The organism is Micromonospora sp. C41 (assembly GCF_018070485.1).
Classification (GTDB): Bacteria; Actinomycetota; Actinomycetes; order Mycobacteriales; family Micromonosporaceae; genus Micromonospora; species Micromonospora chalcea.
Genome location: NZ_JAGPXP010000013.1, coordinates 72,683 through 87,275 on the forward strand (window position 1 = coordinate 72,683; position 14,593 = coordinate 87,275).

Here is a 14,593-nt window from a genome sequence, read left to right on the forward strand (position 1 = left end):
GTGTTACCCGGGTTCAGGCGATTCGCACCCCGCCGGTGCCGTTGGGCTGCACGCCGAACTCCGGGTGCGCCAGCAACCAGCCCAGATAGTCGGGATGGTTGGCCAGCGCGTCCGTGTACGCCGCCACCGCCGCCGCCAGCACCGGGTCGGCCACCGCGGCCGCCGGCACGTCCGGGTGCCAGCCGAGCAGCAGCCGCCAGCGCAGCGGCGAACCGGCCAGCCGCCGCGTGACAAGCCCGGCGACCGGCCGGAACGTGGCCTGGCACAACGCCACCGCCTCGCCCGCGTCCACCAGCTCCAGGGCGGCCCGCACGTCCGCCTCGTACACCTTCTTGGGGGTGAAGCCGGCGCGGGCGCACGCGGCGGCGAAGCAGTCGCCGAAGCAGCCGTCGCCCGGCGCGGCCACCCACCGCTCGTGACTCAGGTCGACCAGGTCGATCTCGGCGCGACCGGCCAGCGGGTGGGTCTGCGGCAGCAGCACGCAGATCGGCTCCACCGCCACCTCCCGCCAGCTCAGCCCGAACCCCGCCGACGGCGTCGAGTCGCCGCACACCCCGGTGAGGGCGAAGTCGAGCCGGCCGCCGGCCACCATCTGCGCCAGCTCGTCCACCGACCACGAGGCGTACGTGGTGATCTGCGCGTCCGGCCGCTCGGCGGCGAGCCGGTGCACCAGCCGGCCCATGATCGGGCTGTTCACCCCGCCGAAGCGGTAGCGGCGCAGCGGGTCGCCCGCGCCGGCCATCCGGGCCGCCTCGTCCCGCAGGCCCTTCATCGCCGGCAGCAGCACCCGCGCCCGGTCCAGCACCAGTTCGCCCAGCGCGGTCGGGCGGGCGCCGCGGCGGTCCCGTTCGAACAGCGGCCCGCCCAGCGCCCGTTCGATCCGCTGAAGCTGGGCGGTCAACGCCGGCTGGGCCAGGCCGAGCGCCGAGGCGGCCTTGGTGACGCTCCCCGTCTCCGCGATCGCGCAGACCACACGCAGGTGTCGCAGCTCCAGATCCATACCGTGACGGTAGGACCACGAACCGATACGCGAAAGGGGCGATCGGCTCAGCTCTGGCGGCGGTGTTCCAGGTCACTCAGCCGGGTACGCCGTCCGGAGACCGCGTCGCGCACCTTGTCCAGCACCCCGACCGCCGGCTCGACGATCTTGTTCCAGGGCGGGGTGGCCGGCGTGCCGGGGTGCGGCCGGGTCGGCGCCGCCTCCTCCGCGATCTCCCACCGGTTGCCCAGCCGGATCAGCTCGGCGTCGCTCGCCACCTCCCGCAACGGCGTGACCAGCGCGGCGACGCGGCTGACGTGCCGGCGCACCCGCTCGGCCACGTCGGCGACCGCCGGGTCGTCCGCGCCGGACAGCTCCTTGAGCGCGGTCAGCAGCCCGGCGTCGGCCTCGATCTCCCGCTCCACCAGCTCGACGGCGTCCGGCATGGCGGCCCGCGCCGCCGGGAACAGATACTGCTCCTCGGCCGACAGGTGCCGGGACACCGCGGCGGTCAGCACGTCCAGCACGTCGCGCCGCTCGGCCGCCGTCAGCGCCGCGTCGGTGACCCGGTCGGCCAGCCCCAGCAGCGCCCGGTGCTCGGTGTCCACGAGGTCGGCCACGCTTCGCCCACCCGGCCGGTACGCGTCGTCGGCGGCGGGCGGCAGCGGCGGCAGCGGGACGGTCATGGGGCCCTCCTCGTGACGGCCGGGGTCGATGTCCCGGGCGCCTCCGCCGGTACCCGGCCGGGAGATCCACGAAACCGCGGCGCGCACCGACGGCCGCGACGACCCCGCCTGCTGATATAAGGAAGCGATGACGAGCGACGCCCTCCCCGCCCGGCCCGACGCCACCGACGAGGTCGTGGACCTCTGCCGCGACCTGCTGCGCATCGACACCACGAACACCGGCGACAACGACACCAGCGTGGGGGAGCGGCGCGCCGCCGAGTACGTGGCGGAGAAGCTCGCCGAGGCCGGCGTCGACGCCGAGATCCACGAATCCGCCCCCGGCCGGGCGAACGTGGTCGCCCGCATCCCCGGCACCGAGCCGGGCCGCGACGCGCTGCTCGTGCACGGTCACCTCGACGTCGTGCCCGCCGACCCGGACGAGTGGTCGGTGCACCCGTTCTCCGGCGAGATCCGCGACGGCTACCTGTGGGGCCGCGGCGCGATCGACATGAAGGACTTCGACGCCATGGTCCTCGCCGTGGTCCGCGGCTGGCAGCGCGCCGGCGTCCGCCCCCGGCGCGACATCGTGCTCGCGTTCACCGCAGACGAGGAAGCCGGCAGCGACTACGGCGCGCACTTCCTCACCCAGCGGCACCGCGACCTGTTCGACGGCTGCACCGAGGCGATCGGCGAGGTCGGCGGCTTCTCCTACTCCGTGGACGAGCAGCGCCGGCTCTACCTGATCGAGACCGCGGAGAAGGGCATCGACTGGCTGCGCCTGCACGCCAAGGGCCGGCCCGGCCACGGCTCGATGATGCACGACGACAACGCGGTCACCGCGCTGGCCGAGGCGGTCGCCCGGATCGGCCGGCACCGCTTCCCGGTGGTGATGACCGACACCGTACGCGCCTTCCTGGCCGAGGTGTCCGACGTGCTCGGCATCGAGATCGACCCGGACGACCCGGAGACCGCGATCGCCAAGCTCGGCCCGATCGCCAACATCATCGGCGCGACCATCCGCAACACCGCCAACCCGACCCGGCTGGCCGCCGGCTACAAGGACAACGTCATCCCCGGCCGGGCCACCGCCACCATCGACTGCCGCAGCCTGCCCGGGCAGAGCGAGGAGCTGGAACGGCAGCTGCGCGAGCTGGTCGGACCGGACATCGCCATCGAGTACGTCCAGCGCCAGCCGGCCCTGGAGACCACGTTCGACGGTGACCTGGTGGCGGGCATGTCGGCCGCGCTGCGCGCCGAGGACCCCGGCGCCCACCCGGTGCCGTACATGCTCTCCGGCGGCACCGACGCCAAGGCGTTCTCCCGGCTCGGCATCCGCTGCTTCGGTTTCGCGCCGCTGCGGCTGCCCGCCGACCTCAATTTCTCCGGCCTGTTCCACGGCATCGACGAGCGGGTTCCGCTGGACGGACTACAGTTCGGCGTGCGGGTTCTGGACCGCTTCCTGCGTACCTGCTGACCGCGCCCACAGCGGCGCCGTCGGCACGGAACCCTCCCCCCATCGCGAAGGGACTGCCACACATGACCGACCAGCACGGTGAGCTGGATGCCGCCCTCGAGCGGGTGATCGACGCCGCTCGCGCCCACCTGGCCGCCGTCCGGGCCGCTCAGGGCCGGATCGACGACGACGCCGTCTGGCAGGCGTACGTCGCGTTGAACAACGCCTCGTTCGCCTACGACGAGCAGCTGCTCGACGCGTTCGGCGAGGTGACGCCCTGGGACGTGGAGTCGATCGACCCGGACGAGGCCGACGAGCGCTTCGGCGCCGTGGAGGGCGGCGAGCCCACCGACCCGCACCCGCGGGTCATCTCGGTGCGGCAGCGGCGCGACTACCGGGTGCCGAGCGTCGCCGCGCTGCTGCGTGCCGCCGAGGCGGCCCGCCGCGACGGCACCCCGGAGGACGACGAGCCGGCCCCGGTGGAGGGCGTCGGCGAGGCGGTGCTGGAGCTGCTGCAGAGCGGCGACGGCTCGCTGTCCGCGCTGGACGTGCCGGAGCTGGAGCCGCTCGACGGCGTGGTCATGGTCAGCGAGGTCGGCACCCCGGTCGACCTGGAGTCGTTCGACGACGACGACCCGGTCGGGCCGTTCCAGCCCGCCGCCGACGACCGGCTGGTCGGCCGGCTCGACGAGCACCCGTTCATGGAGCTCGACGAGGAGCACGACCACGCGCACTAGGCCGTGCGCGTCCCCGGGGCGGCGCCGCGTCGCGCGGCCCCGGGGACGGGCCCGTCAGTACGACAGGCCCGGCTGCGGCTTGTTCACCAGGCGGCGCCGCAGCACCACCTGCCGCGTGCCGTCCCGGTAGAGCCGCACCCGGGCCAGCTCCCAGCCGGAGAACTCGGCCTGGATCGCCAGCTGCGCCGCGGCGGTCAGCCGATCGACGTTCGAAGGCAACCGCAGCGGCGCGTATTCGTAGTCCATGCCCCTATGCTGCCCAGGTCGCGGGCCCTCCGCCACCCCCTGACGGTGACCCGGACCGCCCCGCCGCGGCTCATCCGTCGCGCTCCGGGTAGCCCACCGGCACCGCCGACACGTCGTCCAGCGCCGTGACGATCTCCTCCGGCAGCGTCATCCGCTCCACCTGCAACGCGCCGAGCAGCTGCCCGACGGTCCGGGCGCCCAGGATCGGCGCGGTCACGCCGGGCCGGTCCCGCACCCAGGCCAGCGCCACCTCCAGCGGCGACACGCCGAGCCCGCCGGCCGCGATGGCGACCGCCTCCACGATGCTGGAGCAGCGCGGCTCCAGGTAGGTGGCGACGAACCGTTCGAAGTGCGGCGACACCGCCCGCGAGTCGGCCGGGCGGCCGTTGCGGTACTTGCCGGTCAGCACGCCCCGGCCCAGCGGCGACCAGGGCAGCACGCCCAGCCCCATCCCGGCGCAGGCGGGCAGCACCTCCCGCTCCACGCCGCGCTCCAGCAGCGAGTACTCCACCTGCGCGGCGACCACCGGGGCGCGCCCCGGCCAGGCGGCCTGCCAGGCGGCGGCGCGGGCGGTCTGCCAGCCGGAGAAGTTCGACACGCCGACGTAGCGGGCCTTCCCGCTCGACACGGCATGGTCCAGGGCCGAGAGCGTCTCCTCCAGCGGCGTGTCCGGGTCGTACCCGTGCACCTGCCAGAGGTCGACGTGGTCGGTGCCGAGCCGGCGCAGCGAGGCGTCGAGCGTGCGCAGCAGGTGCCCGCGCGAGCCGTCCCGGCGGCGGCTGCCCGGCCGCAGCCCCGCCTTGGTGGCGATCAGCAGCTCGTCGCGGTCCACCAGGCTGCCCAGCAGCGAGCCGATCACCGATTCGGCGTCGCCGTCGGCGTACACGTCCGCGGTGTCCACGAGGTTGCCGCCCGCGTCGAGGAAACTCTTCAGCTGGGCGGCCGCGTCGTCGGCGTCGGTGTCGCGTCCCCAGGTCATGGTGCCGAGCGCGAGCCGCGATACCGCCAGCCCGCTTCGGCCGAGCGGTCGCTGTTGCATGCGTGAACCTTATTTCGAACCCGGCGTCACGGATATCCTCGCCGCAGTCAAGTTCCCGCGCGACATCAGACCGGTGTGACATGTTCGGGTGAGCCGGACGTCGAGGGCGCCACGCTCATTGCGTAACCTGATGCGACCTGTGGTGCGGATGGCGGGAGGATCAGTGCGACTCGGGCTCAACCTCGGATACCAAACGGCGTGGAGCACGCCGTTCGACCACCTGGCATTGGCCCAGGAGGCGGACCGGCTCGGCTACTCGGTCGTGTGGGCCGCGGAGGCGTACGGCTCGGACTCGCCGAGCATCCTGTCCTGGATCGCCGGACAGACGGAGCGGATCGACGTCGGGTCGGCGGTCATGCAGATCCCGGCCCGCTCGCCCGCCATGACCGCGATGACCGCGGCGACCATCGACACGATCTCCGGCGGCCGGTTCCGGCTCGGCCTGGGCGTGTCCGGCCCGCAGGTCTCGGAGGGCTGGCACGGCGTGCGGTTCGCCAAGCCGCTGGCCCGCACCCGGGAGTACGTGGACATCGTCAAGCTGGCGGTGGCCCGCAAGGAGGTCGCGTACGACGGCGAGCACTACACGCTGCCGCTGCCGGACGGCCCGGGCAAGGCGCTGCGGCTGGGCTTCCACCCGCCGCGCGAGCACATCCCGATCTACCTGGCCGCCGTCGGCCCGAAGAACCTGGAGCTGGCCGGCGAGATCGCCGACGGCTGGCTGGCCGTCTTCTACTCCCCGGAGTTCGCCGAGGAGCACCTCGCCTCGGTCCGGGCCGGCCGCGCCGCCGCCGGCAAGGAACTGGCCGGCTTCGACGTGGTGCCGTCCGTGCCGGTGGTGGTCGGCGACGACGTCGCCACCTGCGCCGAGCTGGTCCGCTGGTACGCCGCGCTGTACGTCGGCGGCATGGGCAGCCGCAAGCAGAACTTCTACAACCAGCTCGCCACCCGGATGGGCTACGGCGACGCGGCCCGCGAGGTCCAGGACCTCTACCTGGCCAAGCGGCAGCGCGACGCGGCCGCCGCCGTACCGATGGAGTTCATCGACCGCACCTCGCTGCTCGGCCCGAAGGAGCGCATCGCCGAGCGCATGCGGGAGTACGCCGCCGCGGGCGTGACCACGCTGTCGGTGTCGCTGTTCGTGGCCGACCGGGAGAGCGGGGTGCAGACCCTGCGGACCGTCGCCGAGGCGCTGGAGCTGTCCGGAGTCGGGGAGTGACCTGGATCGAGGCCATCGTCCTGGGCCTGGTCCAGGGGCTGACCGAGTTCCTTCCGGTGTCCTCGTCCGGGCACCTGCGGATCACCTCGGAGCTGTTCTTCGGCCGGGACGCGGGCGCGTCGTTCACCGCGGTGACCCAGCTCGGCACCGAGGCCGCCGTCCTGATCTACTTCGCCAAGGACATCTGGCGGATCGTCCGCACCTGGTGCCTGGGCCTGTTCGACCGCTCGGTGCGCTCCAGCCTCGACTACCGCATGGGCTGGTACGTCATCGTCGGCACCATCCCGATCGGCATCTTCGGACTGATCTTCAAGGACCAGATCCGCACCGCCGGCCGCAACCTCTGGCTGATCTCCTGCACGCTGATCATCGGCGCGTTACTGCTCGCCTTCGCCGAGTACTGGGGCCGGCAGACCCGTACGCTGGAGAACTTCCGGATGCGCGACGGCGTGGTGATGGGCTTCGCCCAGGCCGCGGCGCTCGTACCAGGCGTGTCCCGCTCCGGCGGCACGCTGACCGCGGGCCTGCTGCTCAACCTGACCCGGGAGACCGCGGCCCGCTACTCGTTCCTGCTGGCCATCCCGGCCGTGGTGATCTCCGGCGTGTTCAGCCTGCCGGACGTCTTCGAGCCGTCCGCGCCCGGCACCGCCGCGCCGAGCGTGGCGCAGATGGTGGTGGCGACGCTGATCGCGTTCGCCGTCGGGTACGCGGCCATCGCCTGGCTGCTGCGCTACGTCGCACACCACACGCTGTACGTCTTCGTGCTCTACCGGGTCGCGCTGGGCAGCCTGGTGATCTGCCTGCTGGCCACCGGCACGATCAGCGCCACCTGACGCTGTCATGCGAAAGGCCGGCACCCGATGTTCGGGGTGCCGGCCTTTCGCTTGTCTCAGCTGTTCCAGTGCTCGGCGACCAGGTCGGCGGCCTGCTGCTCCCACTGGGCGTAGTGGTCGGGGTACGCGCTGACCTGGACGGTCTGGGCGGCGACGGTCAGGGGCATGTCGCGCCAGCCGTCGACCTGCTTGAGGCCCTTCAGGAACGCGGTGGTGGAGTATTCGGGGTCGGTGATCTGCTCGACCGTGCCCCAACCGCTGGAGGGGCGCTGCTGGAACAGGCCCTGCGAGTCGTGGTCGTTGCGGTCACCGAGGTGGCCGAGGTTCTCCAGCTTCGACTCCTGCAGGGCGGTGGCGATCGACACGACCGCGGCACGCTCGTCCATGCCGGCCTTCTTCGTGGCGGCGATGATCGCCTTGACGTTGGCGGTCTGCTCGTCGTCGAGGTCGATGCGGGACTGGGTGCCCTGCACGCCGTGCGGGATCAGCGCGGCGCTGTCCAGCTTCGCGGCCTGGGTGGTGGTGACCGCGGCGGCGTCGCGGGTGGTGGGGGTGCTGGTGTCGTGGTTGAGGGGGCCGGCGGCGAGGCCACCGGCGACGGTCAGACCGGCGATACCGAGGATGCTCTTACGCAGGATCGTGTTCATGAGGGGGCTCCATTCGGGGGTCGACGCACCCGGGGGCCAGTGCGTGGGCACCGTCAGGCGCTCAAGAAGTCTTCGGGGGGATCCGGCTCGCTGCCCGTGGCTGCGGGGGCCGGAGACATGTCCAACGACCGCCGCCCCGGGATCATTCCCCGACGCTGCCGCCCGCCTTCTCGGGCTGCGGGGGCGCTGCTGCGGTCGTTCACCAGATATAACGCCCCCGCCCCGCAGGCGATTCCGCCGTGCGGGTGTCCCCGACCACCCCGAAATCAGACACCCGACGCAAACGGACACGCCCTCCCCGACACGCCCCGCTCTCTCGTTCCGACGCATCCGGCCCACTCCGCCGACCGCTCCACCTGCGCACGCCCATCTCCGCCCCGCTCACGTAGCGCCCGCTTACGTCGCGCCCACGTCGCGTCCGCCAACGCCCGGGCTTCCCCTGCCGCGTCGATCATGAAGTTGGCGGCACCTCGTGTCCGTTTTGTCGCCGTCAACCTCATGATCGTGTGGGAGGTCGGGTCGCCGACGGCAGATCGCAAGCGCATATCGCCGTCTCGAAAGGGCTGGCCGGAGATCTTGGTACGGAGCGGCCCCTACAAGGGCGGGAACGTACCAAGATCTCCGGCGTGCGCCGCTACCTCAGGAGATCTTGGAAGGAAATGGCTCTCATAGGGGCCCAAATCTTCCAAGATCTCCGGCGGAGTGCCGCGCGAGACGAACGAGCCGCGCAATGCGGCGGGCGATCACGATCGGCGGGGACGGGGTGTGAGGGCGGGAAAGGTCGGCGTCGTGGCGGGACGATCAACGTCGGGGCGTACCGCCTAGGGTGGTCTGCGTGGCGACCCTTCTGCTTCTGCGACACGGCCGGACCACCGCGAACGCCGACGGCGGCCTGGCCGGGCGGCAACCGGTCGAGCTGGACGACACCGGCCGGGCGCAGGCGACGGCGGTGGGCGCACGCCTCGCCGGGCTGCCGCTCGCGGCGGTGGTGACCAGCCCGCTGATCCGCTGCCGGCAGACCCTCGAACTGGCCCTGCCGGACGCCGAGCCCGTGGTGGACGACGGGCTGATCGAGTGCGGGTACGGCGACTGGGAGGGGCAGTCGCTGAAGAAGCTGGCGAAGGAGCCGCTCTGGCCGGTGGTGCAGCAGCACCCGAGCGCCGCCGCGTTCCCGCAGGGGGAGTCGATGGCGGCGATGTCCGCGCGCGCGGTGGCGGCGGTACGGGCGTGGGACGCGCGGGTCACCGCCGAGCACGGACCGGAGGCGGTCTGGCTCGCGTGCAGCCACGGTGATGTGATCAAGGCGATCGTGGCGGACGCGCTCGGCGTACACCTTGATCTTTTTCAGCGGATCGTGGCCGACCCGGCGTCGGTGACCGCGATCCGCTACACGCCGCTGCGGCCGTTCCTGGTCCGGCTCAACGACACCGGCGGCGACCTGTCGGCGCTGGTCCCGCCGCCGCGCAAGCGGCGCCGGCGCGCGGCGCGGCCGGCCGAGTCGGACGCGGCGGTCGGCGGGGGCGCGGGCGCGGCCGGATAGCCGGCCCGGCGCGGCGCGTTCGCTCTGGGCGGATTCGGCGTCGGTGGGCTGCGCGGCACTTCCACGCGCCGGATAGGGTCGTGGGTATGACGCACCAGGTGCACGCCTTCGAGCCGCCGGAGCGGTTCGTCGCCGGTACGGTCGGCCCGCCGGGGGAGCGCACGTTCTTCCTCCAGGCGCGCGGCGGCGGCCGGCTGGTCAGCGTGTCGCTGGAGAAGGTCCAGGTGTCGTTGCTCGCCGAGAAGCTCGAGGAGCTGCTCGCCGAGGCGCAGCGCCGCTTCGGCGTGCAGCTGCCGGAGGCCGCGCCGCCGACGGGCGGCGACAACGAGCCGCTCGACACCCCGGTGGACGAGGAGTTCCGCGTCGGCACGCTGGGCCTGGCCTTCGACGTGGACACCGCGACAGTGGTGATCGAGGCGATCGCCGTGGGCGAGGCGGAGGTCGAGGTCGAGCTGGGCGACGCGGACGACGACGCCGACGAGGAACCGGACGAGCCGGACGACGACCTCGACCGGCTCCGGGTCCGGCTGACCCCGGAGGCGACCCGCGAGTTCATCGAGCGGGCCAAGCGCGTCGTCAACGCCGGCCGTCCCCCCTGCCCGCTGTGCGGGCAGCCGCTGGACCCGGCCGGTCACCTCTGCCCCCGGAACAACGGCTATCACCGGTGACGTCGTCGGAACTGCAGCCCCGACAGGACGGCGCCGAGGCGCTGCGGCTGCTCGCCGACGGTGAGCTGACCCTGGAAGGGCGGCTTGTCGACGCCTCCAACGCCACGCTGCGCGCCGTCGTCGCGCTCGGCGACGTCACCGCCCACTGTGTCTACAAGCCGGTACGCGGTGAGCGCCCGCTGTGGGACTTCCCGGACGGCACGCTCGCCGGCCGCGAGGTGGCCGCCTACCTGGTGTCCCGGGCCACCGGCTGGGACCTGGTGCCCCCCACGGTGCTGCGGGACGGCCCGTTCGGCCCCGGCTCCTGCCAGCTCTGGATCGACGAGCCGGACGACGCCGAGCCGCTGGTCGGGTTCGTGCCGGCGGGGGAGATCCCGCCGCGCTGGTTCCCGGTGGCCGCGGCCCGCGACGACGACGGCGCCGCGTACGCGCTGGCGCACGCCGACGACCCCCGCCTGGCCCGGCTCGCCGTGCTCGACGCGGTGATCAACAACGCCGACCGCAAGGGCGGTCACGTGCTCGTCGGCCCGGACGACCGGATCTACGGCGTCGACCACGGCGTGAGCTTCCACGTCGAGGAGAAGCTGCGTACGGTGCTGTGGGGCTGGGCCGGCCGCGAGCTGCCGCCGGACGCGGTGGAGATGCTCGACGGCCTGGCCGGTCAGCTTCGCGGCCCGCTCGGTGAGGAACTCGCCGAGCACCTGACGATCGGCGAGACGGCGGCGCTGGCGGCCCGCGTCGAGCGGCTGCGCGACACCGGCCGGTTCCCGCTGCCCCCCGAGGAGTGGCCGGCGATGCCCTGGCCGCCGATGTGAGCCGCTGTCGCGTTGATCACCCGTAGGGCGGCACCCGAGCGTCTGACGGATCGTTAGGCTGGCGGTCATGGAGTCTTGGGCGGGACACGAGGTGCCGCGGCTGCCCGGCGAGGGCGTGCCGCTGCGGTTGTACGACTCGGCGCGGCAGGGCGCCCATCCCAGCCGGCCCGAGGGCGCGGCCTCGATGTACGTCTGCGGCATCACCCCGTACGACGCCACGCACCTGGGGCACGCCGCCACCATGATCGCGTTCGATCTGGTGCAGCGGATGTGGCGCGACGCCGGCCTCGACGTGCGGTACGTGCAGAACGTCACCGACATCGACGACCCGCTGCTGGAACGCGCCGAGCGCGACGGCGAGGACTGGAAGGTCCTGGCCATGCGGGAGACCGCGCTGTTCCGCGAGGACATGGAGGCGCTGCGGATGATCCCGCCGGCGCACTACGTCGGCGCCGTCGAGTCGATCCCGGAGATTGCCGAGAAGGTGCTGGTGCTGCTCAAGGACGGCGCGGCGTACCGGCTCGACGACGGCACCGGCGACGTCTACTTCGACATCTCGGCCGCCCCGCGCTTCGGCTACGAGTCGAACCTGTCCCGCGAGGAGATGCTCGAACTGTTCGCCGAGCGCGGCGGCGACCCGGAGCGCGCCGGCAAGCGCGACCCGCTCGACCCGCTGCTGTGGCGCGGCGCCCGCGAGGGCGAGCCGTCCTGGCCCGGCGGCGAACTGGGCGCGGGCCGCCCCGGCTGGCACATCGAGTGCACGGTCATCGCGTTGAACCTGCTCGGCGACCGGATCGACGTGCAGGGCGGCGGCAACGACCTGATCTTCCCGCACCACGAGTGCTCCGCCGCGCACGCCGAGCGGCTCACCGGCGAGGCGCCGTTCGCCGACCACTACGTACACGCCGGCATGATCGGCCTGGACGGCGAGAAGATGTCGAAGTCCCAGGGCAACCTGGTCTTCGTGTCCCGGCTGCGGGCCGACAAGGTCGACCCGATGGCGGTGCGGCTGGCGCTGATGAGCGGCCACTACCGCACCGACCGCTCCTGGACCGAGGATCTGCTCACCGAGGCGCGGGAGCGGCTGGGCCGCTGGCGGCGGGCCGCCGCCGCGCCGGCCGGGCCGTCGGGGGCGGCGTTGCTGGCCGAGGTACGCGAGCGCCTGGCCGACGATCTGGACACGCCGGGCGCTCTGGCGGCGGCTGACCGTTGGGCCGACGGAGCGTTGAACGGCGTCACGGACGACCCGGAAGCCCCGGCGCTGTTCACCGACACGGTCGACGCGCTCCTGGGCATCGCCCTGTAGCCGTTCCACCCGGCCGCCCGCGCACCCGTCCCTCGCTCACCCGTCCCCGCCCCCGCGCCGCGCCTCGTCCTCGCGCCGCTCCCGCCTCGCCTCGCTCCCGCCTCGCCTCGCCTCGCCGATCTTGCACTTGCGGCCGGCCTTCTCGCCGTTTCGCCCCAGTTTGCGGGGTCCGAAACCGCAAGATCGCGTCGCTCGGCGGGCGGGTGGAACGTGACGGGTGTCTCGAGGGCGGTTTGACACCCACGGTGTTCCACCCGGCACGACCCGACCCGGGGGGCTCCGCCCGGGCGTGGCCGTTCCGGGAGCATGTGTGCGCCGGCCCCGCCGGCACGCCTCGGCGATCTTGCACTCGCGGCCCCTGGAGCGTCGGAAATGCGCCGTCTGCCGGGGCGGAAAGTGCAAGATCGCCGGGGCGGGGGCAAAGCGGTCAGCCCAGGACCAGGCCGGGGTCGGGGTCGGGGTCCTGGTCGGGAGCCGGGGCGGGGATCCTGTACTCCTCGGTGAGCGTGGTCATCGGGCCGGGCCAGGTCGCCTGCGCGACCTCGATCGGCTTGCGTCGCTCGTCGTACGCCACGTGCAGCAGGTGCAGCACCGGCGTGTCCGGGCGGATCTGGAGGATCTCCGCCTCCTCCCGGCTGGGCTGGCGTGCGCTGATCGTGTCGGTGGCGGTGAGGTACCGCCGGCCGGTGACCTCCTCGACCTCCTGGTAGAGCGGCCGGCCGAACGCCTCGGCCCGCTCCAGTGACGTGCCGGCGGTGTCGGCGGGCAGGAACCAGGACGCGCCGACCTCGACCGGGGAGTCGTCGGTGCGTACCAGGTGCCGGCGGCAGAGCAGTTCGGTGCCGTCGGCGACGCCGAACGCGTCGGCCACCTCGGCCGGGGCGGGGGAGCGGCCGACCGAGACGAGTTGCTGGCGGTACCGGGCGGCGAGGTCGGTGTGGTAGCCGCGGAAGCCGCCGTACCGGCCCCGGGACAGGCGGTTGAGGCGGCGCCGGGTGCCCCGGACGTACGTACCGGAGCCGGGTTTGGTGATCAGGATGCCCTCGACCCGCAGCTGGTCGACGGCGCGTTGCACGGTCTGCTTCGCCACGCCGAACATCTCGGCGATGGCCGGGATGGACGGCAGCCGCTCGCCGGGACCCCAGTCGCCGCGGCGCACCTGGGCCTTGAGCTGCGCGGCGATCTGCCGGTGCGGGAACTCGGCCGCGCCGGGGTTGATCTGCATCCGGGCCTCCTCAGAACAGCTAGGTTCCTAGGATGCCCTAGAGGGTGTGACCGCGCCACCCCGGACACGCAGAAGCCGGGCCCCGGCAAGGGGACCCGGCTTCGACGGAAAACGGCTACCAGGAACCCGCTGTCGGCCCAGCGGAACCGCCGCGGCGACGCAGGTACTTCTCGAACTCCTGGGCGATCTCGTCCCCGGTCAACGGGGTGATGCCGGCGTCGCCGACCCGTTCCTCCAGCTCACGCACGTACTCGCCGAGTTCCGCGTCCTGCTCGGCGGCGCTGCGCACCCGCTGCTCCCACTCGGCGGCCTCCTCGGCCAGGTCGGCCATCGGCACCGGCAGGTCGAGCACCTCCTCGACCCGGTGCAGCAGCGCCAGCGTGGCCTTCGGGCAGGGCGGGTTGTTGGCGTAGTGCGGCACGTGCACCCAGAACGACACCGCGTCGACCTCGGCGCGGGTGCAGGCGTCGTGCAGCACGCCGACGATGCCGGTCGGCCCGTCGTACCGGGTGGGGGTGAGCTGGTAGCGCTTGGCGGCGTCGGCGTCCGACGCGCTGCCGCTGATCGGCAGCGGCCGGGTGTACGGCACGTCGGCCAGCAGCGCGCCGAGCAGCACCACCCGCTCGACCTCCAGGCTGTGGCAGATCTCCAGCACCTGCTCGCAGAACGTCCGCCAGCGCATGCTCGGCTCGATGCCCCGGATCAGCACCACGTCCCGCTCGGTGCCCTCCGGGCTGGCCACCATGAACCGCGTGGTGGGCCACTCGACGCGCCGGGTCTCCCCGTCGGCCATGGTGATCGTCGGACGGCTGACCTGGAAGTCGTAGAAGTCCTCCGGGTCCAGCTCGGTCACCTGCCGGGCCTGCCAGACCTGCTCCAGGTGTTCCACGGCGGCGGTGGAGGCGTCGGCGGCGTCGTTCCAGCCCTCGAAGGCCGCGATGGCGACCGGCGAGCGCAGTACCGGCAGCCCGTCGAACTCGGTCACGCCGTCACCTCACCCTGCTCGTCGGGCGCGGCGTCGCTCCGTCGCACTGTCGCACCCCTGTTGTCCTTCACGTCCGCCAGCCTACGTGCCGCCGACGGGGCCGGCCCGTCGGCCGCGCCGGTCGCCGAGGGTGACCACCCGGGCGAACCGGCGCAAAGGCGTACGCCGGTCGGCCGGGCAGTATGTGGGAAGGCCCGGTTCGGGTGAGTCTGGCGTACTCGGGCGCACTAACCTGG

General features: G+C 73.2%; 15 protein-coding genes. 8 read left to right on the forward strand and 7 right to left on the reverse strand.

Going from position 1 to position 14,593, the window contains the following annotated elements; translation table 11 throughout:
* Nucleotides 1–13: 13 nt before the first annotated feature.
* Complete coding sequence (locus tag KBX43_RS16150; RefSeq protein WP_043324440.1) at nucleotides 14–1,000, reverse strand: LysR family transcriptional regulator; 987 nt, start codon at nucleotides 998–1,000, stop codon at nucleotides 14–16.
* Nucleotides 1,001–1,047: 47 nt separating this feature from the next.
* Nucleotides 1,048–1,665, reverse strand: coding sequence for a hemerythrin domain-containing protein (locus KBX43_RS16155; RefSeq protein ID WP_030504010.1), 618 nt, complete (start codon nucleotides 1,663–1,665; stop codon nucleotides 1,048–1,050).
* A gap of 127 nt (nucleotides 1,666–1,792) precedes the next feature.
* Here KBX43_RS16155 and KBX43_RS16160 point away from each other — a divergent pair, with 127 nt between their 5' ends.
* Both KBX43_RS16160 and KBX43_RS16165 read left to right on the forward strand, forming a co-directional pair.
* On the forward strand, nucleotides 1,793–3,121 hold the full coding sequence (locus KBX43_RS16160) for a M20/M25/M40 family metallo-hydrolase (RefSeq protein WP_043324436.1): 1,329 nt from the start codon (nucleotides 1,793–1,795) through the stop codon (nucleotides 3,119–3,121).
* Nucleotides 3,122–3,183: 62 nt separating this feature from the next.
* On the forward strand, nucleotides 3,184–3,837 hold the full coding sequence (locus tag KBX43_RS16165; RefSeq protein WP_030504008.1) for a hypothetical protein: 654 nt from the start codon (nucleotides 3,184–3,186) through the stop codon (nucleotides 3,835–3,837).
* Between the two features lie 54 nt (nucleotides 3,838–3,891).
* On the opposite strand, the gene KBX43_RS16170 is transcribed toward KBX43_RS16165, so the two are convergent.
* Complete coding sequence (locus KBX43_RS16170; protein ID WP_043324435.1) at nucleotides 3,892–4,083, reverse strand: DUF5703 family protein; 192 nt, start codon at nucleotides 4,081–4,083, stop codon at nucleotides 3,892–3,894.
* Between the two features lie 70 nt (nucleotides 4,084–4,153).
* Nucleotides 4,154–5,122 carry an aldo/keto reductase gene (locus KBX43_RS16175; RefSeq protein WP_030504007.1) on the reverse strand — a complete coding sequence of 323 codons (969 nt, stop codon included), beginning with the start codon at nucleotides 5,120–5,122 and terminating at the stop codon, nucleotides 4,154–4,156.
* A gap of 163 nt (nucleotides 5,123–5,285) precedes the next feature.
* Here KBX43_RS16175 and KBX43_RS16180 point away from each other — a divergent pair, with 163 nt between their 5' ends.
* Nucleotides 5,286–6,338, forward strand: coding sequence for an LLM class F420-dependent oxidoreductase (locus KBX43_RS16180; protein WP_043324433.1), 1,053 nt, complete (start codon nucleotides 5,286–5,288; stop codon nucleotides 6,336–6,338).
* Nucleotides 6,335–7,171, forward strand: coding sequence for an undecaprenyl-diphosphate phosphatase (locus KBX43_RS16185; protein ID WP_210885179.1), 837 nt, complete (start codon nucleotides 6,335–6,337; stop codon nucleotides 7,169–7,171). The genes KBX43_RS16180 and KBX43_RS16185 overlap by 4 nt, the downstream gene beginning before the upstream one ends.
* A 56-nt stretch (nucleotides 7,172–7,227) precedes the next feature.
* On the opposite strand, the gene KBX43_RS16190 is transcribed toward KBX43_RS16185, so the two are convergent.
* Nucleotides 7,228–7,818 carry a hypothetical protein gene (locus KBX43_RS16190; protein ID WP_210885180.1) on the reverse strand — a complete coding sequence of 197 codons (591 nt, stop codon included), beginning with the start codon at nucleotides 7,816–7,818 and terminating at the stop codon, nucleotides 7,228–7,230.
* 826 nt (nucleotides 7,819–8,644) lie between these two features.
* Here KBX43_RS16190 and KBX43_RS16195 point away from each other — a divergent pair.
* The 4 genes from KBX43_RS16195 to mshC all read left to right on the forward strand — a co-directional run bounded on the left by KBX43_RS16195 (nucleotide 8,645) and on the right by mshC (nucleotide 12,147).
* Entirely contained in the window at nucleotides 8,645–9,358 is a 714-nt protein-coding gene (locus KBX43_RS16195; RefSeq protein ID WP_043324425.1) for a histidine phosphatase family protein, read from the forward strand.
* Between the two features lie 86 nt (nucleotides 9,359–9,444).
* Nucleotides 9,445–10,026: a DUF3090 domain-containing protein gene (locus KBX43_RS16200; protein WP_043324423.1), complete on the forward strand. Its 582-nt coding sequence runs from the start codon at nucleotides 9,445–9,447 to the stop codon at nucleotides 10,024–10,026.
* Entirely contained in the window at nucleotides 10,023–10,841 is an 819-nt protein-coding gene (locus KBX43_RS16205; protein WP_210885182.1) for an SCO1664 family protein, read from the forward strand. The genes KBX43_RS16200 and KBX43_RS16205 overlap by 4 nt, the downstream gene beginning before the upstream one ends.
* A gap of 67 nt (nucleotides 10,842–10,908) precedes the next feature.
* Nucleotides 10,909–12,147: a cysteine--1-D-myo-inosityl 2-amino-2-deoxy-alpha-D-glucopyranoside ligase gene (mshC, locus tag KBX43_RS16210; protein ID WP_166456059.1), complete on the forward strand. Its 1,239-nt coding sequence runs from the start codon at nucleotides 10,909–10,911 to the stop codon at nucleotides 12,145–12,147.
* A gap of 427 nt (nucleotides 12,148–12,574) precedes the next feature.
* Here the strand turns inward: mshC and KBX43_RS16215 are convergent, their stop codons facing one another.
* Nucleotides 12,575–13,372, reverse strand: coding sequence for a GntR family transcriptional regulator (locus KBX43_RS16215; RefSeq protein ID WP_166456058.1), 798 nt, complete (start codon nucleotides 13,370–13,372; stop codon nucleotides 12,575–12,577).
* 115 nt (nucleotides 13,373–13,487) lie between these two features.
* Nucleotides 13,488–14,357: a PAC2 family protein gene (locus KBX43_RS16220; RefSeq protein WP_030504102.1), complete on the reverse strand. Its 870-nt coding sequence runs from the start codon at nucleotides 14,355–14,357 to the stop codon at nucleotides 13,488–13,490.
* Between the last annotated feature and the right edge of the window lie 236 nt (nucleotides 14,358–14,593).

Excerpts from the sequence above, each read along its gene's own strand:
- KBX43_RS16175 (WP_030504007.1), bottom strand. The coding sequence starts at position 5,122 with ATGCAACAGCGACCGCTCGGCCGAAGCGGGCTGGCGGTATCGCGGCTC.
- KBX43_RS16160 (WP_043324436.1), top strand. The coding sequence starts at position 1,793 with ATGACGAGCGACGCCCTCCCCGCCCGGCCCGACGCCACCGACGAGGTC.
- KBX43_RS16200 (WP_043324423.1), top strand. The coding sequence starts at position 9,445 with ATGACGCACCAGGTGCACGCCTTCGAGCCGCCGGAGCGGTTCGTCGCC.
- KBX43_RS16150 (WP_043324440.1), bottom strand. The coding sequence starts at position 1,000 with ATGGATCTGGAGCTGCGACACCTGCGTGTGGTCTGCGCGATCGCGGAG.
- KBX43_RS16170 (WP_043324435.1), bottom strand. The coding sequence starts at position 4,083 with ATGGACTACGAATACGCGCCGCTGCGGTTGCCTTCGAACGTCGATCGG.
- KBX43_RS16155 (WP_030504010.1), bottom strand. The coding sequence starts at position 1,665 with ATGACCGTCCCGCTGCCGCCGCTGCCGCCCGCCGCCGACGACGCGTAC.
- KBX43_RS16190 (WP_210885180.1), bottom strand. The coding sequence starts at position 7,818 with ATGAACACGATCCTGCGTAAGAGCATCCTCGGTATCGCCGGTCTGACC.
- KBX43_RS16165 (WP_030504008.1), top strand. The coding sequence starts at position 3,184 with ATGACCGACCAGCACGGTGAGCTGGATGCCGCCCTCGAGCGGGTGATC.
- mshC (WP_166456059.1), top strand. The coding sequence starts at position 10,909 with ATGGAGTCTTGGGCGGGACACGAGGTGCCGCGGCTGCCCGGCGAGGGC.
- KBX43_RS16215 (WP_166456058.1), bottom strand. The coding sequence starts at position 13,372 with ATGCAGATCAACCCCGGCGCGGCCGAGTTCCCGCACCGGCAGATCGCC.